At 70.8% G+C, this 24,799-nt stretch carries 23 protein-coding genes; 4 read left to right on the forward strand and 19 right to left on the reverse strand.

Annotated elements, in window-relative coordinates; all coding sequences use genetic code 11:
- Positions 1 to 23 precede the first annotated feature (23 nt).
- The 3 genes from AC3WLN_RS04350 to AC3WLN_RS04360 all read right to left on the reverse strand — a co-directional run bounded on the left by AC3WLN_RS04350 (position 24) and on the right by AC3WLN_RS04360 (position 4,574).
- Positions 24 to 2,234: an RNA degradosome polyphosphate kinase gene (locus AC3WLN_RS04350; protein ID WP_492479883.1), complete on the reverse strand. Its 2,211-nt coding sequence runs from the start codon at positions 2,232 to 2,234 to the stop codon at positions 24 to 26.
- 486 nt (positions 2,235 to 2,720) lie between these two features.
- A complete protein-coding gene (locus tag AC3WLN_RS04355) occupies positions 2,721 to 3,482 on the reverse strand; it encodes a P-loop NTPase family protein (protein WP_492479808.1) in 762 nt (253 codons plus the stop codon).
- On the reverse strand, positions 3,483 to 4,574 hold the full coding sequence (locus AC3WLN_RS04360; protein ID WP_492479810.1) for an AI-2E family transporter: 1,092 nt from the start codon (positions 4,572 to 4,574) through the stop codon (positions 3,483 to 3,485).
- Between the two features lie 215 nt (positions 4,575 to 4,789).
- Between AC3WLN_RS04360 and purM the strand changes: the two genes are divergently transcribed.
- Both purM and purN read left to right on the forward strand, forming a co-directional pair.
- Positions 4,790 to 5,857 carry a phosphoribosylformylglycinamidine cyclo-ligase gene (gene purM / locus AC3WLN_RS04365; protein WP_492479812.1) on the forward strand — a complete coding sequence of 356 codons (1,068 nt, stop codon included), beginning with the start codon at positions 4,790 to 4,792 and terminating at the stop codon, positions 5,855 to 5,857.
- Positions 5,857 to 6,531 carry a phosphoribosylglycinamide formyltransferase gene (gene purN / locus AC3WLN_RS04370; RefSeq protein ID WP_492479814.1) on the forward strand — a complete coding sequence of 225 codons (675 nt, stop codon included), beginning with the start codon at positions 5,857 to 5,859 and terminating at the stop codon, positions 6,529 to 6,531. Before purM ends, purN begins: the two co-directional genes overlap by 1 nt.
- 22 nt (positions 6,532 to 6,553) lie before the next feature.
- Here purN and AC3WLN_RS04375 read toward each other — a convergent pair whose 3' ends face one another.
- The 4 genes from AC3WLN_RS04375 to AC3WLN_RS04390 form a co-directional block, all read right to left on the reverse strand.
- Positions 6,554 to 7,498 (reverse strand): aspartate carbamoyltransferase catalytic subunit, encoded by a 945-nt coding sequence (locus AC3WLN_RS04375; protein ID WP_492479816.1) that lies wholly within the window; start codon positions 7,496 to 7,498, stop codon positions 6,554 to 6,556.
- A gap of 84 nt (positions 7,499 to 7,582) precedes the next feature.
- A complete protein-coding gene (locus AC3WLN_RS04380; protein ID WP_492479818.1) occupies positions 7,583 to 10,570 on the reverse strand; it encodes a response regulator in 2,988 nt (995 codons plus the stop codon).
- Between the two features lie 170 nt (positions 10,571 to 10,740).
- Positions 10,741 to 11,511, reverse strand: a complete 771-nt coding sequence (locus AC3WLN_RS04385; RefSeq protein WP_492479820.1) for a potassium channel family protein — start codon at positions 11,509 to 11,511, stop codon at positions 10,741 to 10,743.
- Positions 11,512 to 11,539: 28 nt separating this feature from the next.
- Positions 11,540 to 12,916: a pentapeptide repeat-containing protein gene (locus tag AC3WLN_RS04390; protein WP_492479822.1), complete on the reverse strand. Its 1,377-nt coding sequence runs from the start codon at positions 12,914 to 12,916 to the stop codon at positions 11,540 to 11,542.
- 110 nt (positions 12,917 to 13,026) lie between these two features.
- Between AC3WLN_RS04390 and AC3WLN_RS04395 the strand changes: the two genes are divergently transcribed.
- A complete protein-coding gene (locus AC3WLN_RS04395; RefSeq protein WP_492479824.1) occupies positions 13,027 to 14,070 on the forward strand; it encodes an endonuclease/exonuclease/phosphatase family protein in 1,044 nt (347 codons plus the stop codon).
- 23 nt (positions 14,071 to 14,093) lie between these two features.
- On the opposite strand, the gene AC3WLN_RS04400 is transcribed toward AC3WLN_RS04395, so the two are convergent.
- The 4 genes from AC3WLN_RS04400 to AC3WLN_RS04415 form a co-directional block, all read right to left on the reverse strand.
- Positions 14,094 to 14,747, reverse strand: coding sequence for a DUF1345 domain-containing protein (locus AC3WLN_RS04400; RefSeq protein ID WP_492479826.1), 654 nt, complete (start codon positions 14,745 to 14,747; stop codon positions 14,094 to 14,096).
- Positions 14,748 to 14,793: 46 nt separating this feature from the next.
- Positions 14,794 to 15,204, reverse strand: a complete 411-nt coding sequence (locus AC3WLN_RS04405; RefSeq protein WP_492479828.1) for a thiol-disulfide oxidoreductase DCC family protein — start codon at positions 15,202 to 15,204, stop codon at positions 14,794 to 14,796.
- A gap of 83 nt (positions 15,205 to 15,287) precedes the next feature.
- On the reverse strand, positions 15,288 to 16,577 hold the full coding sequence (eno, locus tag AC3WLN_RS04410) for a phosphopyruvate hydratase (protein WP_463777442.1): 1,290 nt from the start codon (positions 16,575 to 16,577) through the stop codon (positions 15,288 to 15,290).
- Positions 16,578 to 16,784: 207 nt separating this feature from the next.
- The gene (locus AC3WLN_RS04415) at positions 16,785 to 16,988 is read right to left on the reverse strand and encodes a hypothetical protein (RefSeq protein WP_055951167.1); all 204 of its coding nucleotides are present in this window, start codon (positions 16,986 to 16,988) and stop codon (positions 16,785 to 16,787) included.
- A 132-nt stretch (positions 16,989 to 17,120) separates the two neighbouring features.
- Here AC3WLN_RS04415 and queF point away from each other — a divergent pair, with 132 nt between their 5' ends.
- Complete coding sequence (gene queF / locus AC3WLN_RS04420) at positions 17,121 to 17,585, forward strand: preQ(1) synthase (RefSeq protein ID WP_492479830.1); 465 nt, start codon at positions 17,121 to 17,123, stop codon at positions 17,583 to 17,585.
- A gap of 16 nt (positions 17,586 to 17,601) precedes the next feature.
- Here the strand turns inward: queF and AC3WLN_RS04425 are convergent, their stop codons facing one another.
- From AC3WLN_RS04425 to AC3WLN_RS04460, 8 genes are all read right to left on the reverse strand, one after another.
- Positions 17,602 to 18,123: a hypothetical protein gene (locus AC3WLN_RS04425; RefSeq protein ID WP_492479832.1), complete on the reverse strand. Its 522-nt coding sequence runs from the start codon at positions 18,121 to 18,123 to the stop codon at positions 17,602 to 17,604.
- A gap of 177 nt (positions 18,124 to 18,300) precedes the next feature.
- On the reverse strand, positions 18,301 to 18,630 hold the full coding sequence (locus AC3WLN_RS04430) for a hypothetical protein (RefSeq protein ID WP_492479834.1): 330 nt from the start codon (positions 18,628 to 18,630) through the stop codon (positions 18,301 to 18,303).
- A gap of 197 nt (positions 18,631 to 18,827) precedes the next feature.
- Positions 18,828 to 19,685 (reverse strand): 3-deoxy-8-phosphooctulonate synthase, encoded by an 858-nt coding sequence (gene kdsA, locus AC3WLN_RS04435; RefSeq protein ID WP_492479836.1) that lies wholly within the window; start codon positions 19,683 to 19,685, stop codon positions 18,828 to 18,830.
- Positions 19,686 to 19,695: 10 nt separating this feature from the next.
- Entirely contained in the window at positions 19,696 to 20,208 is a 513-nt protein-coding gene (locus tag AC3WLN_RS04440; RefSeq protein ID WP_492479838.1) for a hypothetical protein, read from the reverse strand.
- 39 nt (positions 20,209 to 20,247) lie between these two features.
- The gene (locus AC3WLN_RS04445; protein ID WP_492479840.1) at positions 20,248 to 20,736 is read right to left on the reverse strand and encodes a hypothetical protein; all 489 of its coding nucleotides are present in this window, start codon (positions 20,734 to 20,736) and stop codon (positions 20,248 to 20,250) included.
- A gap of 64 nt (positions 20,737 to 20,800) precedes the next feature.
- A complete protein-coding gene (locus AC3WLN_RS04450; protein WP_492479842.1) occupies positions 20,801 to 22,096 on the reverse strand; it encodes an aspartate aminotransferase type Ic in 1,296 nt (431 codons plus the stop codon).
- 325 nt (positions 22,097 to 22,421) lie between these two features.
- The gene (locus AC3WLN_RS04455) at positions 22,422 to 23,957 is read right to left on the reverse strand and encodes a Do family serine endopeptidase (RefSeq protein ID WP_492479844.1); all 1,536 of its coding nucleotides are present in this window, start codon (positions 23,955 to 23,957) and stop codon (positions 22,422 to 22,424) included.
- Positions 23,958 to 24,043: 86 nt separating this feature from the next.
- Entirely contained in the window at positions 24,044 to 24,793 is a 750-nt protein-coding gene (locus tag AC3WLN_RS04460) for a DUF2459 domain-containing protein (protein WP_492479846.1), read from the reverse strand.
- Positions 24,794 to 24,799 lie beyond the last annotated feature (6 nt).

The following is a 24,799-nucleotide window of genomic DNA, read 5'->3' on the forward strand; positions in this document are numbered from 1 at the left end:
ACAAACAGTCAGGCACGCCGCCGTCAGCCACGCTGCGCGCGTCGGCTCAGGGCGCGCGGGCTCGACTTCTTCGACGACTTGCCGCGCCCGGACAGGCTCGGGTTCGTCATGAAATACTTGTGCGCGTTGAACGGCTCCTCCCCCTCGGCCGGTTGGATCCGTTCGCTGGCACCCGACGCCAGTACACGCCAGCTCTGGCGGTTGTCGAGGAGGTTGGCCAGCATGATCTGGTCCAGCACCTGCTGATGCACCGTCGGATTGGTGATCGGCAGGAGCGCCTCGACGCGGCGGTCGAGGTTCCGGCTCATCAGGTCGGCGGACGAGATGTAGACCACGGCCTTGGGGTGGGGCAGCCCGACGCCGTTGCCGAAGCAGTAGATGCGTCCGTGCTCCAGGAAGCGCCCGACGATCGACTTGACCCGGATCGTCTCCGACAGCCCCGGGATGCCCGGTCTGAGACAGCAGATGCCGCGCACCACGCAGTCGATCTGAACGCCGGCCTGGGAGGCGTCGTAGAGCGCGTCGATGATCTGCTGGTCGACCAGCGAGTTGCACTTGATCCAGATCGCGGCCGGCCGGCCCGCCTTCGCGTGAGCCACCTCCGCCGCGATGTTCTCGAGAAGTCGCGGCTTCAGGGTGAGCGGCGAGACCGACATCCGCTCCAGCTCGGCCGGTTCGGCGTAGCCGGTGATGAAGTTGAAGATCCGGCTGACGTCGCGGGCCACCGCCGGGTCGGCGGTGAAGAAGGACAGGTCGGTGTAGATGCGGGCGGTGATCGGGTGGTAGTTGCCGGTGCCGACATGGCAGTAGGTGACGAGGCGGTCGCCCTCGCGACGGACCACCATCGACAGCTTGGCGTGGGTCTTCAGCTCAATGAAGCCGAACACCACCTGCGCGCCGGCCTTCTCCAGGTTGCGCGCCCAGCGGATGTTGGCCTCCTCGTCGAAGCGGGCCTTCAGCTCGACGAGGGCGGTGACCGACTTGCCTAGCTCGGCGGCCTCCGCCAGCGCGGCGACGATCGGCGAGTTCGAGGAGGTGCGGTAGAGCGTCTGCTTGATCGCCACCACGTTGGGGTCGCGGGCGGCCTGGGCGAGGAACTGCACCACCGCGTCGAAGGACTCGTAGGGGTGGTGGACGATGAAGTCCTTCTGCCGGATCGCCGCGAAGACGTCGCCGCCGCTCTCGCGGATGCGCTCGGGGAAGCGCGGGTTGTAGGACTTGAACTTCAGGTCCGGCCGGTCGATGCCGACGATCTGCGACAGCTCGTTGAGGGCGAGCATGCCCTCGACGAAGATCACGGCGTCGCTGCCGATCTCGAGTTCGTCGGCCACGAAGGCGCGCAGGTCCTCGGGCATCCCGGCCTCGACCTCCAGCCGGATGACGACGCCGCGGCGGCGCTGCTTCAGGGCCGTCTCGAAGTGCAGGACGAGGTCCTCGGCCTCCTCCTCGATTTCGAGGTCCGAATCGCGGATGACGCGGAACGCGCCCTGCCCGCGCAGGGCGTAGCCGGGGAACAGCCGGCCGGTGAACAGGACGATGACCTGCTCGATGGCGATGAAGCGGGCGGTCGCGTCGTTCTCGGCATCCGGCAGGCGCACGAAGCGGTCGAGCACCGCCGGTAGGCGGATGAGCGCCCGCAGGGTGCGCCCGTCGCGGGGGCGGACCAGCATCAGCGCGATGGTGGAGCCGAGATTCGGAATGAACGGGAACGGATGCGCCGGATCGATGGCGAGTGGCGTCAGGACCGGGAAGACGTGGTTGAGGAAGTAGTCCTCCAGCCACGCCCTGTGCTCCGGCGTCAGGCCGGCGGGCTCCGTCAGCTCGATGCCGGCGCCGAGGAGTTCGTGGCGCAGCTCGCGCCAGCGCGCCTGCTGGTCGAGGGCGAGGTGCGAGACTTCCGTGCCGACGCGGGCGAGCTGCTCGGCCGGGGTCAGGCCGTCCTGCGAGGGCAGGACGAGGCCGGCGCGGACCTGGTCGTGCAGGCCGGCGACCCGCACCATGAAGAACTCGTCGAGGTTGTTGGCCGAGATCGAGAGGAAGCGGACCTGCTCGAGGAGGGGATGGTTGGCGTTCGAGGCCTCCTCCAGCACGCGGCGATTGAACTGGAGCCAGGATAGCTCCCGGTTGACGAACCGCTCGGGGGAGTGGCGCAGGGCGAGTCCCGCCTCCCGCACGGAGTCGCGCGCCTGCGCGCCGGGCCCCGCCTCCACGGGCGTGGGCAAGTCGCCGGCCATGGGCAGGTCCAGGTCGGCATCGGGCAGAGCGTCCGGCACGGCAGGCGGCGGAGTCTCCGGGGACGGCGCCAGGGCCTCGGGCGCATGGTCGGCGGAGGCCCCGGCGCCGGGGGGCTTCGCGGCAGGCGTCCTTGCATCGGATGGCTTTGCCCCAACTGGCTTTGGACCGAGCGTCTTGTCATCGAGCGTCTTGTCATCGAGCGTCTTGTCATCGAGCGTCTTGGCAACGGATGACCGAGCAACCGGGGCCTTCGCGGAGGGGGCCCTGGCGGCCACGCTGGCGGAGGCGGTTCGGCGCATGGCGGGCTGGGCCGGCTGGGCGCGGGCCTGGCTGCCACGGGGGGTGGCGCTCTCCACTGCGGTTGCGTCCGGGTCCATGTCCGCCAAGTGCGTCTCTCCTATGGGTTGCGTGACCGGCTCCCTAGCACGGGCCGGGCCGGTGTTCCTGACAGTTCGATGACAATCACGGCCGCGCGATCCGGTGGATCACGGGCCGTCGACGTCCTCGTCCCCGCTTTCGTCGCCCTCGGTCTCGTCCGTTCCGAAGCCGAGGCGTTCCAGCACCGCCAGCGCCAGGGGCTTGGTGATGCGCCGCCCCCGGCTCAGGGCATCCCGGTCCAGGGCGGTGACCACGTCGCGGGCCCGCCCGAGGGAACGGTCGATCCGCAGGGCGAGGGCCTCGACGATGGCGAGATCCACCACCAGCTGCCGGTCGACGAACAGCTTGACGAGAACGGCGCGCAGCAAGGCGTCGTCGGGCGGCAGGATGGTGGCGCCGGGCGCGAGGCGCAGACGCGAGCGCAGATCCGCCGTGGTCAGGCCCAGTCCCTCCACCGAACTGGCCGAGGTCAGGAGCACCGGGCAGCCGCGCTCACGCGCGAGGTTGAGGAGGTGGAACAGGGCCGCTTCATCGCGGGGCGCACCGCCGGCCGCACCGGCTCGGTCGATGTCCTCGATCACCAGGGCGCCGTTGGACAGGAAGCGCGGGACGGTGGCGGCGGTGATCTCCGAGGCCTGCGCCGTCCAGGCATGGGAGCGCGTCGCCCAGATCGAGGCGAGGTGGCTCTTGCCGCTGCCCGGCGGCCCGGTGAGCAGGCACACCGTGTCGGGCCAGTTGGGCCAGGCCTCGATGAGCGCGTAGGCGGCCTCGTTGGCCGGTCCCACGAGGAAATCCTCGCGCCCGTAGCGCGGGTCGGCCGGCAGGTCGAAGGCCAGTTGCTTCGGGGGGACGGTGTCGCGGGTTGCCATTCAGGGTTCGGGCTTGGACAGGAGCACGGGCGCGTCCGCGTAGTAGAGCGGGCTCTGCAGGTAGCGCTCCAGGACGAAGCGGACCAGCACGCCGATGGAGGCTGCCACCGGGACGGCGAGCAGCAGCCCGAGGAAACCGAACAGCGAGCCGAAGGCGAGGAGGGCGAACATCAGCCAGACCGGGTGCAGGCCGACCGACTCGCCCACGAGCTTGGGCGAGATGATGTTGCCTTCGAGGAACTGCCCGACCACGAACACCCCGATGGTCAGCCCGATATGCAGCCAGTCGGAATCCGGCCAGAACTGCGCCAGGGCGACGCCGGCCGAGAGCAGGAACCCGGTGAGCGTGCCGACATACGGGATGAAGGTGAGGAACCCTGCGATCAAGCCGATGAGCACGCCGAAGTTCAGGCCGACGAAGAACAGGCCGACGGCGTAGAAGGTGCCGAGGATGAGGCAGACCAGCGTCTGCCCGCGGACGAAGCCCGTCACTGCCCCGTCGATCTCGCGCCCGAGGCGCCGCACCACCGGGCGATGGCGCGGCGGAACCCAGCCGTCGAGGGTCGCGATCATCCGGTCCCAGTCGACGAGGAGATAGAAGGCCACCACTGGCGTGACGACGAGGAGCGACGCGATGGAGATCAGGGCCTGGCTGCCCGACCACAGGGACTTCAGGAAGGTCAGGAACCAGGTGCCCCCCTGCCCCACCAGGGTACCGACCTGGGATTGCAGGTCGGTGAGCACGTCGGCCCCGCCCACGCGCTGCAGCAGCGAGCCGGCCCGCTCGGCGAGGATGCCCTGGAGCCGCGAAACCATCCCCGGCAGGGTCGCCACGAGGGCGGAGACCTGATTGGCGGCGAGCGGCACAACGAGCAGCAGGGCGATCACGAGACCGACCACGAAGACCGCTAGGATGAGGAGCGAGGCCGAGAGCCGTCCGAGCCCGAGGCGCTCGAGGCGGTCGGCGATCGGGTCGAGGAGGTAGGCGAGGGCGAGACCCGCCACGAAGGGCAGCATCACGTCGGCGAGCAGGTAGAGCAGCAGGACAAGGCCCACGAGGGCCATCAGCCCGATCATCGCTCTGCCGCGCATCGGCCGTTCCCCGTCCACGTCGTCCGTGACCCAACAGTGGGAACGGGAGGGGACGCGGTCAAGGCTGCGATGCGCGGGCCGAGGGTCCGCCCTCGCCCGCGTCGGCACCCCGGGCGACGCCGCCGCGAAGACCCGATCCCCGCGACGACGGACTCGCGGAGGCGCGCGGGAGCGGTTAGAGGTCGCGGAACACGGACCCTCGGAGAGCGGCGCGGATGACCGGCGAGCCCAAAAACGGAATGACCTACGCGCAGGCGGGCGTCGACATCGATGCCGGCAACGCCATGGTCGAGACGATCAAGCCACTGGTGCGCGCCACCCGTCGGCCGGGTGCGGATGCCGAGATCGGCGGATTCGGCGGGCTGTTCGACCTGAAGGCCGCGGGCTTCCGCGACCCGATCCTGGTGGCGGCCAACGACGGCGTGGGCACCAAGGTCAAGATCGCCATCGAGACGAACCGCCACGACACGATCGGCATCGACCTCGTGGCGATGTGCGTGAACGACATCATCGTGCAGGGCGCCGAGCCGCTGTTCTTCCTCGACTACTTCGCCACCGCCAAGCTGGTGCCGGGGGTCGGCGCCGACATCGTGCGCGGCATCGCGGCCGGGTGTCGTCTCGCCGGCTGCGCGCTGATCGGCGGCGAGACCGCCGAGATGCCGGGCCTCTACGACGGCTCCGACTACGATCTCGCCGGCTTCAGCGTCGGGGCGGCCGAGCGGGGTACCCTGCTGCCGCGCGGCAACATCGTGCCCGGCGACGTGGTCCTGGGTCTGCCCTCTTCCGGCGTCCATTCCAACGGCTTCTCCCTGGTGCGCCGGATCGTCGAGCGGAGCGGCCTGTCCTACGACGACCCGGCGCCCTTCGAGCCCGCCCGGACCCTCGGCGAGGCCCTGCTGGAGCCGACCCAGATCTACGTGAAGCCGCTGCTGGCGGCCCTGCGCACCACGGACGGCATCAAGGCGCTCGCCCACATCACCGGCGGCGGCTTCCCCGACAACCTGCCCCGCGTGCTCCCCGACGGCGTCGGCATCAGCATCGATCTCGACGCGATCATCCCGCCGCCGGTCTTCGGCTGGCTCTCGGACGTCGGCGGAGTCGCCGAATCCGAGATGCTGCGCACCTTCAACTGCGGCATCGGCATGGTGGTGGTGGTGTCGCCCGAGAGCGTGAGCGCCGTCTCCAAGGCCCTCGACCTCGGGGGGGCCTCCCCGGTCCGCCTCGGCCGGATCACCCCGCGCAGGGCCGAGCCCGTGACCTTCGAAGGCCGGCTGGCCTTCTGATGGCGCCCGCCCGCCCGTCATCGCCCGGACGCAGGACCCGCGTCGCCATCCTCATCTCGGGCCGCGGCTCGAACATGGCCTCGCTGATCGCGGCGGCCGAGGCGCCGGACTACCCGGCCGAGATCGTGCTGGTGGCGGCCAACCGGCCCGAGGCCCCCGGCCTCGCCTACGCCTCCGGGCGGGGAATCCCGACGCGCGCCCTCGACCACAGGGCCTATCCGAGCCGGGAGGCCTTCGACGCGGCGCTGCACGCCGAACTGGAGGCCGCCGGCATCGACCTCGTGTGCCTCGCCGGCTTCATGCGGATCTTCTCCGCCGGCTTCGTCGAATCCTGGGCGGGGCGGATGATCAACATCCACCCGTCGCTGCTGCCGCTGTTCAAGGGCGTGCACACCCATGAGCAGGCGCTCGCCGCAGGGGTGCGCCTGCACGGCTGCACCGTGCACTACGTTGTCCCTGAGCTCGATGCCGGCCCGATCATCGCGCAGGCCGCCGTTCCGGTCCGCCCCGGCGACGATCCGGAGGCCCTCGCCGCCCGAATCCTGGTGCAGGAGCACCGGCTCTACCCCCGGGCCCTGGCCCTCGTCGCGGGCGGGCAGGCGCGCCTCGACGGCGCGCGGGTGGTGTTCTCGGAGGGCGTGCCGGATGCGGAGGGTGCGCTGCTGAGCCTGTAGCCGGGCAGACGCCGCGGTCCGCTCATGCGTTCGGCAGGTGGGTCGCCAGGGCTTCGAGAACGGCCATGCGCACGGCGACCCCCATCTCGACCTGCTCGCGGATGAGCGACTGCGCTCCGTCGGCGATCTCCGAGGAAATCTCGACGCCACGGTTCATGGGGCCCGGGTGCATCACCAGGGCGTCGGGCGCGGCCAGCCGCAGCTTCTCGGCATCGAGGCCGAAATAGCGGAAGTATTCCTTCACGGAGGGCACGAAGGAGCCGTTCATGCGCTCGCGCTGCAGGCGCAGCATCATGACGATGTCGCAGCCCTCCAGGCCCTTGCGCATGTCGGTGAAGACCTCGACGCCGAAGCGCTCGATGCCGGTCGGCAGCAGGGTCGAGGGTCCGATCACCCGCACCCGCGCGCCGAGAGCCTGGAGCAGGATGAGGTTCGAGCGGGCCACGCGGCTGTGCAGGACGTCGCCGCAGATCGCGACGCGCAGGCCCTCGATCCGGCCCTTGTTGCGCCGGATGGTCAGGGCGTCGAGCAGGGCCTGCGTCGGATGCTCGTGGGCGCCGTCGCCGGCATTGACCACCGCGCAATCGACCTTGCGGGCCAGCAGGTGCACGGCGCCGGCCGCGTGGTGACGCACCACGATGATGTCCGGCCGCATGGCGTTGAGCGTGGCGGCGGTGTCGATGAGGGTCTCGCCCTTCTTTACCGAGGACGAGGCCACCGACATGTTCATCACGTCGGCCCCGAGGCGCTTGCCGGCGAGCTCGAAGGAGCTCTGCGTGCGCGTCGAGGGCTCGAAGAACAGGTTGATCTGCGTGCGGCCGCGCAGGGTGGTGCGCTTCTTCTCGACCTGGCGCGAGAGCGCGACGGCGTCCTCCGCCCGGTCGAGCAGGATCTCGATGTCGGGTCGGGAAAGCCCCTTGATCCCGAGCAGGTGCCGGTGGGGGAAGCTCTGGGGCGCGGCTGTCATGCTGGGTCCAGGGCTATAGGCCGGGCCCGAGGGACCAGCAAGGGGGCCGGCAGAGGGGTCTCGGCCTGGCGGCCGGCACGGGGCTCAGCCTCCTCCCGGAGCGACCAGCGGGCGCAGGGATTCGGCCAGGTCCGTGAGGCTCAGGCCCCCCTTCTGCAGCACCCGGTCGGCGCGCCCGGCGAGCCGCCTGCGGTCGTCGGCGGTGATGTCCTTGGCCGTCAGCACCACGACGGGGATGTCCCGCCATTCCGCCCGCTCGCGCAGGGCTCTCAGGAAGCCGAAGCCGTCCATCTCCGGCATCATCAGGTCGAGCAGGATGAGGCAGGGCTTCTTGGCCGCGGTCGCCTCCAGGCCGGCCACGCCGTTCTCGGCCGCGGCGACGCGCCAGCCCTCGCGGGTCAGCATCGCGGAGAGGCGCTCGCGCGCGTCCGGATCGTCGTCGATGATCAGCACCGGACCCTCGTGCTCGGAGGGCTTGAACCGCTCCATGGCCGACTTGAGCTGGCTCCACTCGATCGGCTTCTGGAGGTAGTCGGTGGCGCCCAGCGAGAAGGCGAGGTTCTGCTCGTCGAGCACCGTCACCATGATGATCGGGGTCACGCCGAGTTCCGGGTCGGCCCGCAGCGTCCGCAGCACCGACCAGCCGTCCATGCGCGGCATGGTCACGTCGAGGAGGATGACCCGCGGTCTGAGCTCGCGGGCCCGCTCGACGCCCTCGCGCCCGTCGCGGGCGGTGGCGACGGTGAAGCCGTCGCGCTCCAGAAAGCGCGCCAGGAGGTCCCGCGTCGCCGCGTCGTCGTCGATGATGAGGACATGGCCGCCGGGGATCGGCCGCGCCTCGCCCTGGCGATGCAGGACGTTAGGGTCGTGGTGGGCCGCCTCGATCGGATTCGGCGCCACGTAGCTCGCGGGGACCGCCAGGGTGAAGGTGGTGCCGGCGCCCTCCTCGCTCTCCACCTCGATGCGCCCGCCCAGCATCTCGGCGAAGGCGCGGGTGATGGCGAGGCCGAGGCCGGTTCCGCCGAACCGGCGGGTGGTCGAGGCGTCGGCCTGGGTGAAGCGCTGGAAGAGCTTGGCCTGCTGCTCGGGATTCATGCCGATGCCGGTGTCGGTGACCCGGAAGGTGAGCCAGTCGACCCCGTCGCGGGTCGCGCGCGAGACCGCCAGGACGATGCGCCCGCCCTCGGTGAACTTGGCCGCGTTGCTCAGAAGATTGATGAGGCACTGGCGCAGCTTGGTCTGGTCGGTCCGCGCCTCGCCGAGCCCGTCGGCCATCTCCAGGGCGAGGGCGTTGCCCTTCTTGTCGACCAGCGTCTCCACGGTGGCGGCGACGTCGCGGACGGTCTCGGCCACCGGGAAGGTCTCGGCGAAGATCTCCATGCGCTCCGCCTCGATCTTCGAGAGGTCGAGCACGTCGTTGATGAGGCCGAGCAGGTGGCGGGCATTCGCCTCGATCTTGCGCATGTCGGCGAGGAGCCCCTCCTCGCCGAGGTCCTCGATCTCCTCCTGCAGCATCTCCGAATAGCCGATCACCGCCGAGAGCGGCGTGCGCAGCTCATGGCTCATGTTGGCGAGGAACTGGCTCTTGGCGCGGTTGGCCTCCTCGGCCGCCTCCTTGGCGGCCTCCAGGGCGAGTTCGGCCTCCTTGCGGGCGGTGACGTCGGAATGGGTGCCGACCCATTCGCGGATACTGCCGTTCTCCTCCAGGATCGGGACGGCGCGGGCCGACATGATCCGCCACACCCCGTCCTGGCGCCGGACGCGGTGCTCGATCTCGTAGGGCGAGCGGGTCTCCAGGGCCTGGGTCCAGGCCGTGCCGGTGCGTGCGCGGTCTTCGGGATGGATGGAACCCAGCCATCCGTCCCCGGCCGCCTCCTGGGGCGTCTGGCCGGTGAAGCGGGTCCATTCGGAGGGCGTCACCTCGAAGCCGCCCTCGGGATTGGTCGTCCAGACGATGGCCGTGGTGGCTTCGGTCAGCGAGCGGAAGCGCTCCTCGCTGTGGCGCATGCGCTCCTCGGAGAGCTTGCGCAGGGTTTCGTCCGAGACCACGAGGCCGACGCCGTCGGCCTGGACCCGGCCTGCCGCCGCGGCCCCGGTGCGGCCGCGCAGGGGATAGAAGCTCATCTGGAAGTGGCGCACCCCCCGCGGGGCGCTCGGCGTCGGAACCGCCACGTCGACATTGGTGGTCACCAGACCCTCGTCGCGGGCCGCCTTGAGTTTCGGGATCAGCTGTTCCCGAAGGGTCTGCACGTTCGCCCAGATCGGTGCGCCGAGATCGGCGCCGAAGCCGCGCTCGTTCATGGTGGCGAGCGCCCGGTTCATGTGCTGGATCGTCAGGTCGCGGTCGAGGAAGCCGAGGCCGACGGGGGCATTGGCGAAGACCCCGTCGAGGAGGGCGGCCGTGCGCTGCTCGTCGCGCCGGCGCACCAGGGCGAGGCGTCCGAGGAGCCCGACGGCCCCGAGCGCCGAGGCGATCGACACGAGCAGCAGCACCAGGGAGAGCACGCGGTCGCGCGCCTCGCTGGCGGCGAGGACGTCGTTGGCGTGGTCCTGCACGGCCTTGGCGGCGGCCCGCACGCCGTCCATGGTGCGCTTGCCCTCGCCCATCCGGGCCAGCGAGACGGCCGCGTCGTAGCCCTGGTTCCGGCGCAGATCGATGACGTGCGCGGCGTAGCTGCGCTTGGCCTCCACGAATCGGCGCAGGTCGCGCATGTGCTGGGGACCCTGCGCGTCGGTCTCCCGCGTCAGGGCCTCGATGGCGTTGAGCTGGCCGTCGATGGTGTTCTGCGCCGCCTGATAGGGCTCCAGGTAGGGCTCCTCGCCGAACAGAACGTAGCCGCGCATCCCCGTCTCGAGCTCGACCATGTTCGAGAGCAGACGCTCGCTCTCTGTCAGGATCGCATGCTGGCGCGTGCCCTCCATGCGGCTCGCCTCGCCGGCGAGGTAGTTTCCGACGCCCGCCGCCACCGCGACGCCGATGAGCACCAGGGCGAGGGGCGAGCTCGGCACGCCCGCGAGGATGCGCGGCTTGCGCCAGGCACGATCGGGACGCTTCGGGGAGGCGCTGGTCATGCGATGCGGTTCATGGAGTTGGCGCCCTGGGGCGGGAGGGAAGTCCGGCGTGGTCGCGGCGGCGACGGAACCGCAGTAGCAGGATCGGCGTCCCGACGCTCGCAAACGCGCCGGCTCCGCTTCCGTTCATCCAGGCTCCCGCCGCACCGCACGCGAGGCTCGCTCCTCGCTCAATCGGCGCCCTCGTCCGGAATGGCGAGGCGCGTGCCGCAGGCCTTGCAGTGGACCGCATCGCTGTCGTGGCGCTGCAGGCCGCAGGCCGGGCAGGGAAACCGCACCTTGGGCGGGCGGAACAGCACCTGGGCCAGGCGCAGGAACAGCGTCACCCCGAAGATCATCACGGCGACCGAGATCAGGCGTCCGGTCGGACCCGGCAGGGTGATGTCGCCGTAGCCGGTCGTCGTCAGCGAGGTCACGGTGAAGTAGAGCGCATCGATGGCGTTGCCGATCGCCGGGTTGCTGCCGTGCTGGGTCGCGTAGACGATCCCAGTCATCACGAAGACGAAGACCGCGAGGTTGGTGGCCGCCAGGATGGCGTCCTCGTTGGCGCGGAAGATCGTGCTGTCGGTGCGCAGCCGGTCGAGGAGCTGATAGGTGCGGAGCAGGCGCAGGGTCCGCAGGATGCGCAGGAATCCGACCCCCTCCCCGATCACCGGCGCGAGGAACGAGATCACCGCGGCGATGTCCGCCCAGGTCGAGAGGTGCAGGAATTCCCGCGCCCGGTTCCGGCTGATGGCGAGGCGCGCCAGGAAGTCGAGGAGCACGACGAGGCCGAGGGCGACGTCGATCCCCTCGATCCAGGCGTGGCGCGGCAGGAACGAGGTCACCACGACATAGACCACCGTGGCGGCGTCGACGACGAGGAGGCCGTAGCGGAAGCGGTGGGCGCGGTCCGTGGAGCCCTCGTAGAGGGCGGCGATGCGCGCGGTGAGCGTGGTCATGGCGAACGGACGGTCGGGTTCCCGGCGCTCAGCGCCGGAGGCGGTTGCCGAGGACGAAGCCGAACAATCCCATCAGGATGATGCCGGCGGCCCCCTCGATGCCCACCAGCAGGTTGGTGACCCGGCCCACCGGCTTGACGCCGATCTCGGGCGGGTTGGCGGTCATCATGTTGAGGGCGCTGTAGCTGACGAGATCGAGGGGATTGTAGGTCGCCCGCCCGTCGCCCCCCTCGGGGATGAGGCCGCCGGTGAGGCCGTAGAGGCCCGCGAACACGAAGATGAGGATGACGAAGGCGCGGGCGATGCGGGACAGGCTCTCGCCGTAGTCGCAGAGCCACTCCACGAAGCGGTCGGCGACCCACTGATAGCCGTGCCGGGCGAGGTCCGGGCCCGCGCGCCGCTCCCAGGCCGCCCGGGCCTGGGCGCCCGCGTGGAACCGGCCCATCCGGCGCCCGCGCTTGTAGGCCCAGCTCGCCGCATCCTGGCTGCCGATGCTCTTGAAGTTCTGCTCCAGGGCGAGGTAGCTCGCCTGGGCCGCCACGTAGTCCCGGACGATCTCCTCGCCCACAGCGCCGCCGAGCTGGTCCACCCGCATCCGCGTGCCGTTGAGCCAGGCCCCGGCGAAACGGGCGTGGCGCAGGTCGCAGGTGGACAGGTTGAGCCGCACCAGGCTCGTCTCGGACAGGTCCGCCTCCGACAGGTCGGCCCCGTCGAGCTTCACCCCGGTGAAGTTGGCGCCCCGCAGGCGCGAGCCCCTGAGCTGCGTCTTCTTCAGGCTGGCACCCTCGAAGTCCGCATAGGTGAGGTTGACGCCCACGAGCTTGACCTCGTCGAGGCGGGCGCCGCGGAAGTGCGTGTAGTCGGCATCCGCCCCGGTGAAGTCGGCGCCCCAGAGGTCGGCCCCATCGAAGTTGGCCCCATCGAGGAGCGTGCGGCGGAGCTTGGCGAAGCGCATGGCGGCGCCGCCGAAATGGGCATCCTCCAGCATGGCGTCGTCGAAGCAGGCCTCGCCTCCGGCGACGCCCGTGAACCGGGCGCCGCTGAGATCGGCGCCCGCGAAGTTCGCCTCCTCCACCGTGGCGCCGGCAAAGAGGGCAGAGCGTCCGAGGACACCCGCGAGGGTGGCGCCCGCGAGATTCGCCCCGGTGAGGTCCGTGTCTTCCAGGTGTGCGTCGGTGAGGTCCGCCCCAGCGAGGGCGAGGCCGGCCTGCTTCGGGTCCCACCAGGCCGGCGGTTCCGGGGCCTCGGTAAGCCGGGCCGCGAGGGCGTCGCGCCCCAGGGGCAGGCCGCCAAGGTTGTGGGATTCTCCGTCCGGCACGCCTGCGAGACCGCCGGCCTCGAAGCGGGCGAGCAGAGCGTCGACGCGGATGCGCGCGGCTGCGGCCTCGTCGGCGTCAGGCTGCACGACCGGCCTCCCGGCCCATGCGGGCACCATTCCGGACCTCGGGCGTTCCGCAAGGCTTGGCCACGGGGTGCCGGCGACGGCACGGGAGACGACGTGTGGCGGGGACGTGGATGGCACTCGGCCTGAAGGCCTTCGGGATGCTGCTCGTGGTGGCGACGCTGCTGCCGTTCATTCCCAGCAATTCCGGCTTCATCCGCACCTTCGATTTCCCGCGACTGCAGATTGCGGCCCTGATCGTGCCGGTGGTCCTGGGCCTGCTGCTCGTGGCTCGCGACGCCACCGGGGTGACGCTCGCCGCGGGCCTCCTCGCAGCCCTAGCCTACCAGGTGGCCTGCATCTACCCGTTCACGCGGCTGGTCTCGCCGCAGGCGGTCGCGGCCGAGCCGGGGGCCTGCCGCTCCGAAGCCGGCGTGTCGATCATGATCGCCAACGTGCTCGAGTCCAACCGCGCCTACGCACCGATCCTCGAACTCGTCGCGGCGCGGGATCCCGACCTGCTGCTGCTCGTCGAGACCGATGCGGCCTGGGCGCAGGCGCTCGAACCCCTGCGGGCGCGCTATCCCCACGTGCTGGCCCAGCCCCAGGGCAACACCTACGGCCTGATGTTCTATTCCAAGCTCGTCCTCACGGACCCGCAGGTGCGCTTCCTCCTGGAGGAGGACGTCCCCTCCGTCCGCACCGGCGTGACCCTGCGCTCGGGCCAGACCTTCACCTTCTTCGGGGTGCATCCGCGCCCGCCCCATCCGGGCCAGAGCAGTGCCGCGCGCGACGCCGAACTCGTCCTGGTGGCCCGCGAGGTGAAGGCGGAGGGTCGTCCGGCGGTGGTCGCGGGCGACCTCAACGATGTCGCCTGGTCCAGGACGAACGACCTCTTCCAGCGGATCAGCGGGCTCCTCGACCCACGCATCGGGCGCGGTCTCTACCCAACCTTCAACGCGAAATGGCCGCTGCTGCGCTGGCCCCTCGACCACATCTTCTTCAGCGACGACTTTCTCCTCGGCCGGATCGAGCGCCTGGGCCCTATCCAGTCCGACCACTTCCCGATCCTCATCAGCCTGTGCCGCAGCGAGCAGGCCCCGCACCGGCAGGCGGCGCCGGAGGCCACGGCGGAGGATCATACGGACGCCCGGGAGGCCCTGGAGGCCGCGCCCTGAGGGCCGGCACCGCGGTTGCGCGCTCAATGCTGCGCGACCCCCGCCGCCATGTTGATCGCCAGCGCCAGGACGCTGGTGTTGAAGAAATAGGCGTAGATCGTCTGCACCGTCGCCACCCGGCGCATCGCCTTGCTGGTGATGTCGGTGTCCGAGGTCTGGGACGTCGCCCCGATGGTGACGGAGAAATAGAAAAAATCCCAGAAGTCCGGATTCGCGTCGCCGTTGAAGTCCAGGCCGCCGCGGGAGGTGTCGTCGTCGGCGCCGTAATAGAGGTGCGCGTAGTGCACCGTGAACACGACCTGCACGAAGAGCCAGGCGCAGATCATGGTCGCGGCGGCGAGGGCCAGATGGCTCAGGCGATAGGCCTCGCTGCCGTTGCCGCCGAGGACGAGCATGGCCACGGCACCGAAGCTCGCCGCCGCCGCCAGGATCGCGAAGAGGGAGACCGTGAAGGCGCTGTCGTCGAGGCGCGAGGCCTCCGCCCGCAGGGAATCCTGCGACTGATGGGCCGCCTTGCCGACGATGAGCCCGCAATAGACGAGGACGCCGAGGCACCAGCCGATCAGGAGCCGAACCGACAGGTCGGCGAAGGGCAGGACCAGGGCGAGCACCAGGGTGAGCCCGACGCTGACGAGGAGGCGCGGCCGGAGCCAGAAGGCGTGGATGGGATTGAGCATGCGCCGCCTCGACGGAGTGAGCCCTGCTCCTGCGCCCGCAGGTGCCCTATCCGCAAGCCTTGTCGCAGCGTGGTCCACCGACCCGAACGAACCGGGCGATCCAGGGCCGCATCGGCAGAAAGACACGGTAGGCCATCTCGCCCAAACGGAGCGCGCCCGGCAGGCGGGCGAGGCGCGCGAGGAGGCGCCAGCGCGGCAGGACGGACCAGAGCGCGGCGAAGCCGGCGGCGCCCGAGACCAGGGCGCCATCGGGGTGCCGGACGTGGAAGCGGGCTCGGGCCGCATCCCGCGTGAGGCCGGACCCGAGTTCCGCCGGACCCTCGGCACCGACATCGATCCAGGCGACCCGCTCGGCGCCTTCGGAGCGCCGGTACAGCCAGATCTCGGCGGCGCAGAGGGGGCAGGCACCGTCGTAATAGACCGTCAGCGCGGGAGTCGCGGTCTGGAGCGTGGACATCTCCGGGAGATAGGGCGCTGCCCACGACGCGCCACGGCCGCGGATCGCTCCGCGGCCGTGTCGAATTCCCTCAGGGGCCGGCGTCAGCGGCGGGCGAGGGCCTTGAGGGCGTTGCGGCCGGCATACAGGGCCTGGGAGCCGAGGCCCTCCTCGATGCGGATCAGCTGGTTGTACTTGGCCAACCGGTCCGACCGGGCCAGCGAGCCGGTCTTGATCTGCCCGCAATTCGTCGCGACCGCGAGGTCGGCGATGGTCGAGTCCTCGGTCTCGCCGGAGCGGTGGGACATGACGGCGGTGTAGCCGGCGCGCTGGGCCATATCGACGGCCGCCAGCGTCTCGGTGAGCGAGCCGATCTGGTTGACCTTGACCAGGATGGAGTTGCCAGTCTGCTCGGCGATGCCACGCGACAGGCGCGTCACGTTGGTGACGAAGAGATCGTCGCCCACGAGCTGGCACCGGTTGCCGACCCGGTCGGTGAGCAGCTTCCATCCCTCCCAGTCGTCCTCGGACATGCCGTCCTCGATCGACAGGATCGGGTAGGCGTCGACCAGGCCGGCGAGGTAGGCGACCTGCGCCTCGATATCGCGGGTCTGGCCCTCGCCCTCGTAGTGGTAGGCCCCGTCCTTGAAGAACTCGGTGGCGGCGCAGTCGAGGGCCAGGACCATGTCGGTGCCGGGCTTGAAGCCGGCGGCCTGGATCGACTGCATCACGAAGTCGAGGGCGGCCTCGGCCGAGGGCAGGTTCGGGGCGAAGCCGCCCTCGTCGCCCACGTTGGTGTTGTGGCCGGCCTTCTTGAGGGCACCCTTCAGGGTGTGGAACACCTCGGCGCCCATGCGCACGGCCTCGGCGAGCGAGGACGCGCCCACCGGCATGATCATGAATTCCTGGAAGTCGATCGGGTTGTCGGCATGCGCGCCGCCGTTGATGATGTTCATCATCGGCACGGGGAGCACCCGGCCCTGCGTTCCACCGATGTAGCGGTACAGCGGCAGGCCCGCGGTCTCGGCGGCCGCCTTGGCGACAGCCAGCGAGACGCCGAGGATCGCGTTGGCGCCGAGGCGGCTCTTGTTCGGCGTGCCGTCGAGCTCGATCATCGCCTCGTCGATGGCGATCTGGTCCTCGGCATCCATGCCGCCGATGGCGTCGAGGATGTCGGACTGCACGGCATTGACCGCCTTGCGCACGCCCTTGCCGCCGTAACGGCCCTTGTCGCCGTCGCGCAGTTCCATCGCCTCGTGCGCGCCGGTGGAGGCGCCCGACGGAACGGCCGCACGGCCGAAGGAACCGTCCTCGAGCAGCACGTCGACCTCGATGGTCGGGTTGCCCCGGCTGTCGAGGATCTCGCGGGCGGCGATGTTGGTGATCGCGGTCATGCAGGCGCCTTCCGGACGTTTCGGCTTGTCGAGGCCTCAATCCGCATGAGGCCGGGTCCGTCCCGGACGATGCCCATGTGGCCGCGTCCGGGATGGGTGATCCCGCCGAGGCTTATCCGCCAACGCCTCGCGTCCGGCAAGCGCCCTTGGTAGCCTGTCACCTCCGGGCCGACAGATTCTCCCGCATCCGGTCCGGGCCGGATCGCGTCAGCGGTCGCCGGCGCCCGACAGGAGCAGTTCGATCTGCGCCATCCCGTTCTCCCGGGCCTTGGCCTCCGTGGGATGATTGCGGTCGGAGCGCTGAATCAGCTTCCCCTTCCGGCGAATCGCCCACTGGTATGGACTGCCCGGCGCCTTGGGCGGCTGGATCTCCAGGGTGTAGGGGTAGGTGGCCGTGTTATCGTCGCTCATGCCCCCCATATGGCACGCGGACCCCGCGCCTGCCACTCGCCGACGACACTTGGGTGGCGAATTGGTTGGATTTTGGCATAAGGCCTGACGCTCGCGACGAGGTCCGCGTCCCGCCTCCGGAAGATTTTGCCCATGACGCAACCGCCTTCAGGCGCCGAGAGTCTGCAACTCGGACAGATGACGCCCCTGCCCGGCAGTCCGGACGAGGCCCGCCTCGACCGCGTGCCGAACCCCCATCCCGGGACCGACTATCTCGCCCGCTTCACGGTGCCGGAATTCACGTCGCTCTGCCCGGTCACCGGCCAGCCGGATTTCGCGATCCTGGTGATCGACTACGTGCCGGATCAATGGCTGGTCGAGTCGAAGTCGCTGAAGCTCTATCTGACGGCCTTCCGCAATCACGGGGCTTTCCACGAGGATTGCACGGTGGGCATCGGCCTGCGCCTGACGGAGTTGCTGGCGCCGCGCTATCTGCGGATCGGCGGCTTCTGGTACCCGCGCGGCGGCATTCCCATCGACGTGTTCTGGCAGACGGGCGAGCCGTTGAAGTCCGTCTGGCTCCCCGATCCCGGCGTTCCGCCCTATCGGGCACGCTGAGCGGTCCGTATCGGACCTATCGGTCCTCGACGAGAGCGCGTCGAAGCTGCTCGATGAGCTCGCCCTGCGCCTCCGTCGGGCCCGCATGGACGGACCCGACCGTCCGCAACATGTCGACGAGTTCTGCGGTCTCGAATCGCGTAAGCTGGTCTTTCAGGAGCGGGGCCAGGGTCTCGATGACCGCCCACGTCTCCGGGGCCTGGTCCGCCGCATGGCGAAACACCGCCATCCGTGCGGCGAGGTCCTCTTGCGACGCTTCGGTCACTGAACGCATTCGAGACAGTATCTCATTCTCCTGTTCGGGTGTCGGCAGGCCTCGCTTGCGAGCGACCAGCATCATCAGAACGCCTGCGGCATCCGCTGGGTCCCGCAGAGATTTCAATGGCGCGAGGCGGGTTTGAAGGTCGCTGGACCTGAGTCGCCGGCGCCTGCGCCAGTCGTGCAAGGCGTGATCGAGATGAGCCCACCCGTCGCCGTAGCGGAGCCAGTAGGTCAGCCCCGTGATGAGAAGGCTCGCGACCGCGAGAAGGATTGGCATCGACGGCCGCCCGGGTGGTCTGCACGGCACCATTCCATGCAACCGATCCGGTGGTTCTGCAACCTTCGATTTCGCCTGTGGGAGAGGTATAGCCCCCTGGCCGGAGACATCCGCCACCCATGAGAAAGGGCAGCCGGCTCGCGCCGACTGCCCTCCTGAAAGACGGGAACGGAAGGCTTAGTAGCCGTAACCGTAGGCCGGCGCACCGTAGCCGTAGGCCGGGCGGGCATAGCCGTCACGATAATAGGCGTCACGGGCCGCACCGGCGGCGATCGCACCGGCCGCGAGGCCGGCGATGCCGAGGCCGACGGCCGCGCCGGTTCCGATCCCACGACGGCGGCCGCCATAGGCGTAGCCACGACCATAGCCGCGACCGCCATAGACATGCCCGTGGCCGTAGCCGCCATGGCCATAGCCGTGGCCGCGCGGGCCGGCTTCGGCCGAGGTCGCGGCGGCGAGGCCGCCGAGCGAGAGGGTCAGAGCGGAGACGAGGGCGAGCTTGCGCATGGTATCCTTCGGCATTCGAGGACGTATTGGATATTCCAACGCCACGCCGACGCGATCGTTCCCGGAAGCCCCATCGGGCACGCGACGCAGCGCCCGGATCATGCGTCTTGGTGAATCGATCCGGTCCGACGGCCTCCCGCTCCGCCCCGCCTGGATTTGCCGATCCGCGCGCCGGAGCCCGGCTTGCCCCGGAGGGCCTAGCCGGCCGGTCGCGCCTTGGCCAAGCGATCGAAGGCCTGCAACTCGGCGAGCAGCGCCGGCATCGCCTTCAACGGCACCATGTTCGGGCCGTCGGACGGGGCATGGTCCGGATCGGGATGCGTCTCGATGAACAGGCCGGCGACGCCCACCGCCACGGCGGCCCGGGCCAGCACGGCGACGAACTCCCGCTGCCCGCCGGAGGTGGCGCCCTGCCCGCCCGGCTGCTGCACCGAGTGGGTCGCGTCGAACACCACAGGAGCGCCGTGCGTGACCCGGGCCATGATCGGCAGGCTGCGCATGTCGGAGACCAGGGTGTTGTAGCCGAACGAGGCGCCGCGCTCGGTCACCAGGACGTTGGGATTGCCCGCGCCCGTCACCTTGGCGGCCACGTGCGCCATGTCCCAGGGCGCCAGGAACTGGCCCTTCTTCACGTTCACCACCCGCCCGGTGGCGGCCGCCGCGAGCAGCAGGTCGGTCTGACGACAGAGGAAGGCCGGGATCTGGAGCACGTCGATCACCTCGGCCGCGGGGGCGCATTGCGCCGCCTCGTGCACGTCGGTGAGGACGGGCAGGCCGAAGCGCTCCTTGATCTCCGAAAAGATCGGAAGCGCTCCCGCCAGGCCGAGCCCGCGGGCGGTGGTGCCCGAGGTCCGGTTCGCCTTGTCGAACGACGCCTTGAAGACGAGGCCGATCCCGAGCCGGTCGGTCATCGCCTTGAGGGCGTCGGCGATCTCGATCGCGTGGTCGCGACTCTCGAGCTGGCACGGGCCGGCGATGAGCGCGAAGGGCAGGTGATTCGCGAAGGCGACCGAACCGGCGCTGACGGTGGGAGCGGAAGGAGAACTCTCGGGCATGGCGCCCGGTCTAGCCCGGCCGGGCGCCCGCGGGAAGGCCGGCGCGACGGCGAAGCACGCTCCGGGTGCTCGGCACCAGCACGCAGCGGCTGCGCGGCGAGGCGAAGGGATCGGCGTCGGGGGCGGTCTCGCACCGCAGGGCGGCACGGCCCGCGAGGCCCCGCTGCGGCAGCCCCGTCACCAGGGCCTCCTGATGCAGGGCGAGGGCGAGGGCCTCGACCGCCTCGGGCTTCGCGCCGGCCAGCGCCCCGGCGGCGCGGCCGATCACCTCGTAATAGCGGCGACCCGGCTCGCGCTCCAGGGCCGAGAAGACCATTCGGCGCATCCGGCAGTCGAGGCTCATCCGCTCGGCATCGGCCGCGCGGAACACGGCCTGGGTCCCCTCGCGCCCGGCAAGCGACGCGCCGGTGGCCCGGATCATCCGCGCCGTGAGGGCATCGCAGGCATCGACCGCCGCCGCGGGCGCCGCGGCGCCGAGGGCCAGGGGAAGCAGGATCGCGGCGAGCCGGGAGGAAAGCGTCATGGGGTCGATCTAGCGCAGGGGACGTCCACCGCCCACCGCCTACCGCCGCGGACCGATCGAACCCGTGGTTTCGCCCTGGCAGGCTTCGTGGGCGTGGGAGCGCAGGACCCGGGGCAGGTGAACCGGATGGGCACCGACCTCGTCCTCGAAGGTCCCGGTGAGCGCATCGACACCGGCGACGCCCTGGAAGTGGAGCGGCCCGGCTTCGGTTTTCACCGCGAAGCTGATCGCCTTGGTGGCGTCGTCGAGCGTCATGTCTGCGGCCGCGCGGGGACCGGACTGCTCGGCCCCCTCATAGGTCAGTCCGTCGCCGTTCGGCGAGCGACGCAGGATGATCCGCTGGCCGCTGCGCGCACCGGTCTCCTTCAGGGTGCAGAGGTCGGCATAGACGAAGGTGCCGGACGCCCAGGCGGTGCGCGCCTGGGCCGGGGCCGTCTCGACGAGGAGGAGGCAGAGGGCCAGGCCGGGCAGGACCTGCGCGCCGGTGCACTGTAACCGCCTCGCGGTCACCGTCTTCGGGGTCGTCATCGCGTCACCTCCCGGATACGCGCCGCATGATCCGGCGCGGACGTTTCCGGATTGCGACAGGAGTTCAGGCCGCCGGGCGCGCGCGAACCCGACGCTCGGCCTCCAGGGATGCAAGAAGGATGCAGAGGGCGATGCCCTCGGCCGCCTTCGTCACGTCGCCGAGGCTCGGGAAGGTCGGCGCGAGGCGCAGGACGCTGTCCTGCGGGTCGCGGCCGTAGGGCGAGGTCGCCCCGGCCGGGGTCAGGGCGATGCCGGCCTCCTTGGCGAGCCGGACCACCTCGGTGGCCGTCCCTTCGCGGGCTTCGACGGTGATGAAGTAGCCGCCTTCCGGACGGGTCCAGCGCGCCGCGCCGGTGCCGGCGAGATGCCGCTCCAGGGCTTCCTGCACGGCCGCGAACTTCGGTGCGATCAGGGCGCGGTGGGCGTCCATGTGGGCCTGGAGGCCGGCGGCGTCGCGCAGGAAGCGTACGTGGCGCAGCTGGTTCAGCTTGTCGGGGCCGATGGTCTGCTTGCCGGCGCGGGCCAGGAACCAGCGGGTGTTCTCGGGCGAGCCGGCGAAGACCGCGAGACCGGCGCCCGCCAGGGTGATCTTCGAGGTCGAGGCGTAGAGGAAGGGCCGGTCCGGATGGCCGGCCTCGGCGCAGGCGGCCAGGATGTCGCGCACCGGGTGGCGATCGGCGGTGAGGTGGTGCACCGCGTAGGCATTGTCCCAGAACAGGCGGAAATCGGGCGCACCGGTCTTCATCGCCGCGAGGCGCCGGACGGTCTCGTCGGAAAAGATCTCGCCCGAGGGATTGGCGTATTTCGGCACGCACCACATGCCCTTCACGGCCGGGTTCGTGACGAAGGCCTCGACCACGTCCATGTCGGGCCCCTGCCCCGTCATCGGCACCGGGATCATGCGGATCCCGAACTCCTCGCAGAGGGCGAAGTGGCGGTCGTAGCCCGGCACCGGGCAGAGGAAGACCGGCTCCTCCTCCTGCGACCAGGGCCGCTCGGAGCCCGGCACGCCCTTCAGGAGCGCCCACACGATGGTGTCGTGCATCAGGGCGAGGCTCGAATTGCCGCCCACCACGATCTGGTCGGCCGGCGCATCGATGAGATGGGAGAACAGCGCCCGCAACTCGGGCAGGCCCTGCTGGCCGCCGTAGTTGCGCGCGTCCTCGCCGGCCGCGGTGGTGTAGTCGCCGTTGCCCGGCAGGGCGAGCATGCCGGTGGAGAGATCGAGCTGCTCGGGCGCCGGCTTGCCGCGCGTCATGTCGAGCTTGAGGCCCCGGGCCTTGAAGGCGTCGTAGGCGCTCCGGGCCTGCGCGTGCAGGTCCGCGAGGTCGGCCGTACTGCGGTCGGCGATCGTCGTCATGGCGGGTCAGGTCCGGGTGGGGCCGCGCGGGCGGTCGAAAAAGCGGACGCACCATGACGTCTCGCGCCCTCCGCGTCACCCCGCACGGGCGCGGGGCTCGCGGCTTCAGGGTTGCGTGGCATGCCAGGCGGCGAGGCCCTGCACCTCGCGGGCGGCGCCCGCGCCTGGACGGCGCCGCCCCGGGGTTGAGATCTTGTCCACGCAGGCGGGCTGCCGGCCGCCGGGGATCGTCCGTTCGGCACGCGCAAGCGCCGGCCCTCGGGGGAGGACCGGCGCTTCGGCATCCGATCGGGGGACTGAGAGCGGGCCTGCCGCCCGCTCCGGCTCAGCCCGCCTTGTTCAGGGCCACCGCGACGAAGCGGGTGACGCCCTTGGCGCTCTTGACCCGCATCAGCACCGCCTTGCGGCCGCTCGACTCGGCGGAGCGGACGCGCTCGGCCACCTCCGAGGGCTGCGAGACGCTGGAGCCCGCGACATCGAGGATGATGTCGCCCTGCTCGATGCCCTTGGCCGCGGCCGGACCGTCGGGATCGACCTCCATCACCGCCACACCCTCGGAGCCGGCACCGACCTCGGAGGCCGGGGCGAGGCTGAGGCCCAGCCGCGGCTGTCCATTGGCCGAGGAGCCGCGGTCGGTGCTCGCCACCTTGGTGTCGTTGGGCAGGACGCCCAGTTCCACCGTCGCGGTGTCGGACTTGCCGCCGCGCAGGTAGGTCAGCTCGACCTTGGCCCCCGGCTTGATGCCGGCGATCTTGCGGGACAGCTCCTTGGCGTCGTTGATCGGGGTGCCGTTGACCGATTCGATCACGTCGCCCGACTTCAGGCCCGCCTTCGCGGCCGGGGTCCCGGCTTCGGCATGGTCCACCAGGGCGCCCTTGGCCTTGTCGAGGCCGAGGCCGTCGGCGATGTCCTTCGTCACCGGCTGGACCTGCACGCCGAGGTAGCCGCGCGCCACCTTGCCATCGGCCCGGAGCTGATCGACCACCGCCTGCACGGTCTCGGCCGGGATGGCGAAGGCCAGGCCGACGCTGCCGCCGGAGGGCGAGGCGATCGCGGTGTTCACGCCCACCACCTCGCCGCCGACGTTGAAGGTCGGGCCGCCGGAATTGCCCTTGTTGATCGGCGCATCGATCTGCAGGAAGTCGTCGTAGGGCCCGGCGCCGATGTCGCGGCCGCGGGCCGAGACGATGCCGGCCGTCACCGTGCCGCCGAGGCCGAACGGGTTGCCGATGGCCACCACCCAGTCACCGACCCGGGGCGCCGACTTGCTGAGCGAGACGTAGGGGAAGGTGCCGCCCTCGGTGATCTTGAGGAGCGCGAGATCGGTCTTGGGGTCCTTGCCGATCACCTTGGCGTCGAGGGTGCGGTTGTCGTCCAGCGTCACCTGCACGGTCTTGGCCTTGTCGACCACGTGGTTGTTGGTGACGACGTAGCCGTCGGCCGAGATGATGAAGCCGGAGCCCATGGCGCCGCGCTGGCCCTGGCGCTTGGGCGCACCGAAGCCCTGGCCGGGACCACCCTGGCCCGGGCCGCCCTGGCCGAAGCGCTTGAAGAACTCGCGCAGCTGCGGCGGGATCTGCTGGTTCGGGCCCTGGCCGGGACCGTCCTCGTCGTCGGAATCGGCGCTGTCGTCGAGCTTCACCTTCACGGCGACGACGCCGGGCTTCACCTTGTCGACGACGCTGGCGAAGGAGCCCGGCGGATGGTCGGGGGTCTCGATCGGGTTCTTGGACAGGGACTGGGCGTAGGCCGGGGTGGCCGGCTGGGTCAGGCCGACGCCGGCCGCGCCGGTCGCCACGAGGGTGGCCACGGCGACGGAGGCGAGGGCGTTGCGGCGCAGGCGGTTGGGCTGAGCGGTCATAGGGGTCTCCGGAACGGGGGGCCGCCATCGGCAGGCCGTGATCCGGTTTGTAGGGGGGGCCGCCTGACCCCGGCGTGGCGTGAAGATTACGGTTTGGACAGGTTCGGGTCCGCTGGCGGCAGGGGCACGAGGCCGGCCCGCGCGCGCAGGTCGAGCAGCAGGCCCGCCGGGTGCGTGTCGAGCACCGGCGTGACGGGCAGGCCGGCGGCATTCAGCAGGCGCGCCGCCCAGTGGTTGCAGACGTTGGCGTAGGAGAAGCGCCCCGCGCCGTCGTAGAACAGGCTCGGTCCGTAGAGACCCGGGCCGCCGGCCACCGGCTGCCCGTCGGCGATGCGGAAACTTCCCTCCAGGCGCGCGAGCAGGTGCGCGAGGCCCTGCTTCGAGACCTGCAGCGGCACGAGATCGGAATACGGGAAGCTGTCGCGGGCGGGCCGCTCCAGGCCGACCACCTGGACGACCCCGTCCCGGCCCCCAGGCGTGAACAGGGCCGCGAGGGCGAGGCCGAGATCGAACTGGGCGAGCGTCGGGGTCGACCGGTAGAAGCGGGCCTCGCCCCAGCCGAACTCGATCTCCGGATAGGCCCGGAACCGCATGGCGATGCTGGCGAGGGCCGGCCCGCTGCCCGCTCCCGTCAGGGCCGCGCGCGGCAGCACGAGGCCGGAATGCCAGCCGTGCGACACCAGCGCGATGGCGACGCCGTCCCCGACGGGCGCCGGATAGAGGCCCGGGTCGCCCGGACGCGCCGTCAGCAGCGCGGCGAGGAGCAGCCATCCCACCACGAGGGCCGGGAGGGCGCCGAGGCCCGCGAGAACCGGTGCGATCCGCGAGCAGCCCACGTGTCC

The sequence above is a fragment of the Methylobacterium sp. FW306-05-D genome (assembly GCF_058782155.1).

Excerpts from the sequence above, each read along its gene's own strand:
- AC3WLN_RS04350 (WP_492479883.1), bottom strand. The coding sequence starts at position 2,234 with ATGGCCGGCGACTTGCCCACGCCCGTGGAGGCGGGGCCCGGCGCGCAG.
- AC3WLN_RS04355 (WP_492479808.1), bottom strand. The coding sequence starts at position 3,482 with ATGGCAACCCGCGACACCGTCCCCCCGAAGCAACTGGCCTTCGACCTG.
- AC3WLN_RS04360 (WP_492479810.1), bottom strand. The coding sequence starts at position 4,574 with ATGCGCGGCAGAGCGATGATCGGGCTGATGGCCCTCGTGGGCCTTGTC.
- purM (WP_492479812.1), top strand. The coding sequence starts at position 4,790 with ATGACCGGCGAGCCCAAAAACGGAATGACCTACGCGCAGGCGGGCGTC.
- purN (WP_492479814.1), top strand. The coding sequence starts at position 5,857 with ATGGCGCCCGCCCGCCCGTCATCGCCCGGACGCAGGACCCGCGTCGCC.
- AC3WLN_RS04375 (WP_492479816.1), bottom strand. The coding sequence starts at position 7,498 with ATGACAGCCGCGCCCCAGAGCTTCCCCCACCGGCACCTGCTCGGGATC.
- AC3WLN_RS04380 (WP_492479818.1), bottom strand. The coding sequence starts at position 10,570 with ATGACCAGCGCCTCCCCGAAGCGTCCCGATCGTGCCTGGCGCAAGCCG.
- AC3WLN_RS04385 (WP_492479820.1), bottom strand. The coding sequence starts at position 11,511 with ATGACCACGCTCACCGCGCGCATCGCCGCCCTCTACGAGGGCTCCACG.
- AC3WLN_RS04395 (WP_492479824.1), top strand. The coding sequence starts at position 13,027 with ATGGCACTCGGCCTGAAGGCCTTCGGGATGCTGCTCGTGGTGGCGACG.
- AC3WLN_RS04400 (WP_492479826.1), bottom strand. The coding sequence starts at position 14,747 with ATGCTCAATCCCATCCACGCCTTCTGGCTCCGGCCGCGCCTCCTCGTC.
- AC3WLN_RS04405 (WP_492479828.1), bottom strand. The coding sequence starts at position 15,204 with ATGTCCACGCTCCAGACCGCGACTCCCGCGCTGACGGTCTATTACGAC.
- eno (WP_463777442.1), bottom strand. The coding sequence starts at position 16,577 with ATGACCGCGATCACCAACATCGCCGCCCGCGAGATCCTCGACAGCCGG.
- AC3WLN_RS04415 (WP_055951167.1), bottom strand. The coding sequence starts at position 16,988 with ATGAGCGACGATAACACGGCCACCTACCCCTACACCCTGGAGATCCAG.
- queF (WP_492479830.1), top strand. The coding sequence starts at position 17,121 with ATGACGCAACCGCCTTCAGGCGCCGAGAGTCTGCAACTCGGACAGATG.
- AC3WLN_RS04425 (WP_492479832.1), bottom strand. The coding sequence starts at position 18,123 with ATGCCAATCCTTCTCGCGGTCGCGAGCCTTCTCATCACGGGGCTGACC.
- AC3WLN_RS04430 (WP_492479834.1), bottom strand. The coding sequence starts at position 18,630 with ATGCGCAAGCTCGCCCTCGTCTCCGCTCTGACCCTCTCGCTCGGCGGC.
- kdsA (WP_492479836.1), bottom strand. The coding sequence starts at position 19,685 with ATGCCCGAGAGTTCTCCTTCCGCTCCCACCGTCAGCGCCGGTTCGGTC.
- AC3WLN_RS04440 (WP_492479838.1), bottom strand. The coding sequence starts at position 20,208 with ATGACGCTTTCCTCCCGGCTCGCCGCGATCCTGCTTCCCCTGGCCCTC.
- AC3WLN_RS04445 (WP_492479840.1), bottom strand. The coding sequence starts at position 20,736 with ATGACGACCCCGAAGACGGTGACCGCGAGGCGGTTACAGTGCACCGGC.
- AC3WLN_RS04450 (WP_492479842.1), bottom strand. The coding sequence starts at position 22,096 with ATGACGACGATCGCCGACCGCAGTACGGCCGACCTCGCGGACCTGCAC.
- AC3WLN_RS04455 (WP_492479844.1), bottom strand. The coding sequence starts at position 23,957 with ATGACCGCTCAGCCCAACCGCCTGCGCCGCAACGCCCTCGCCTCCGTC.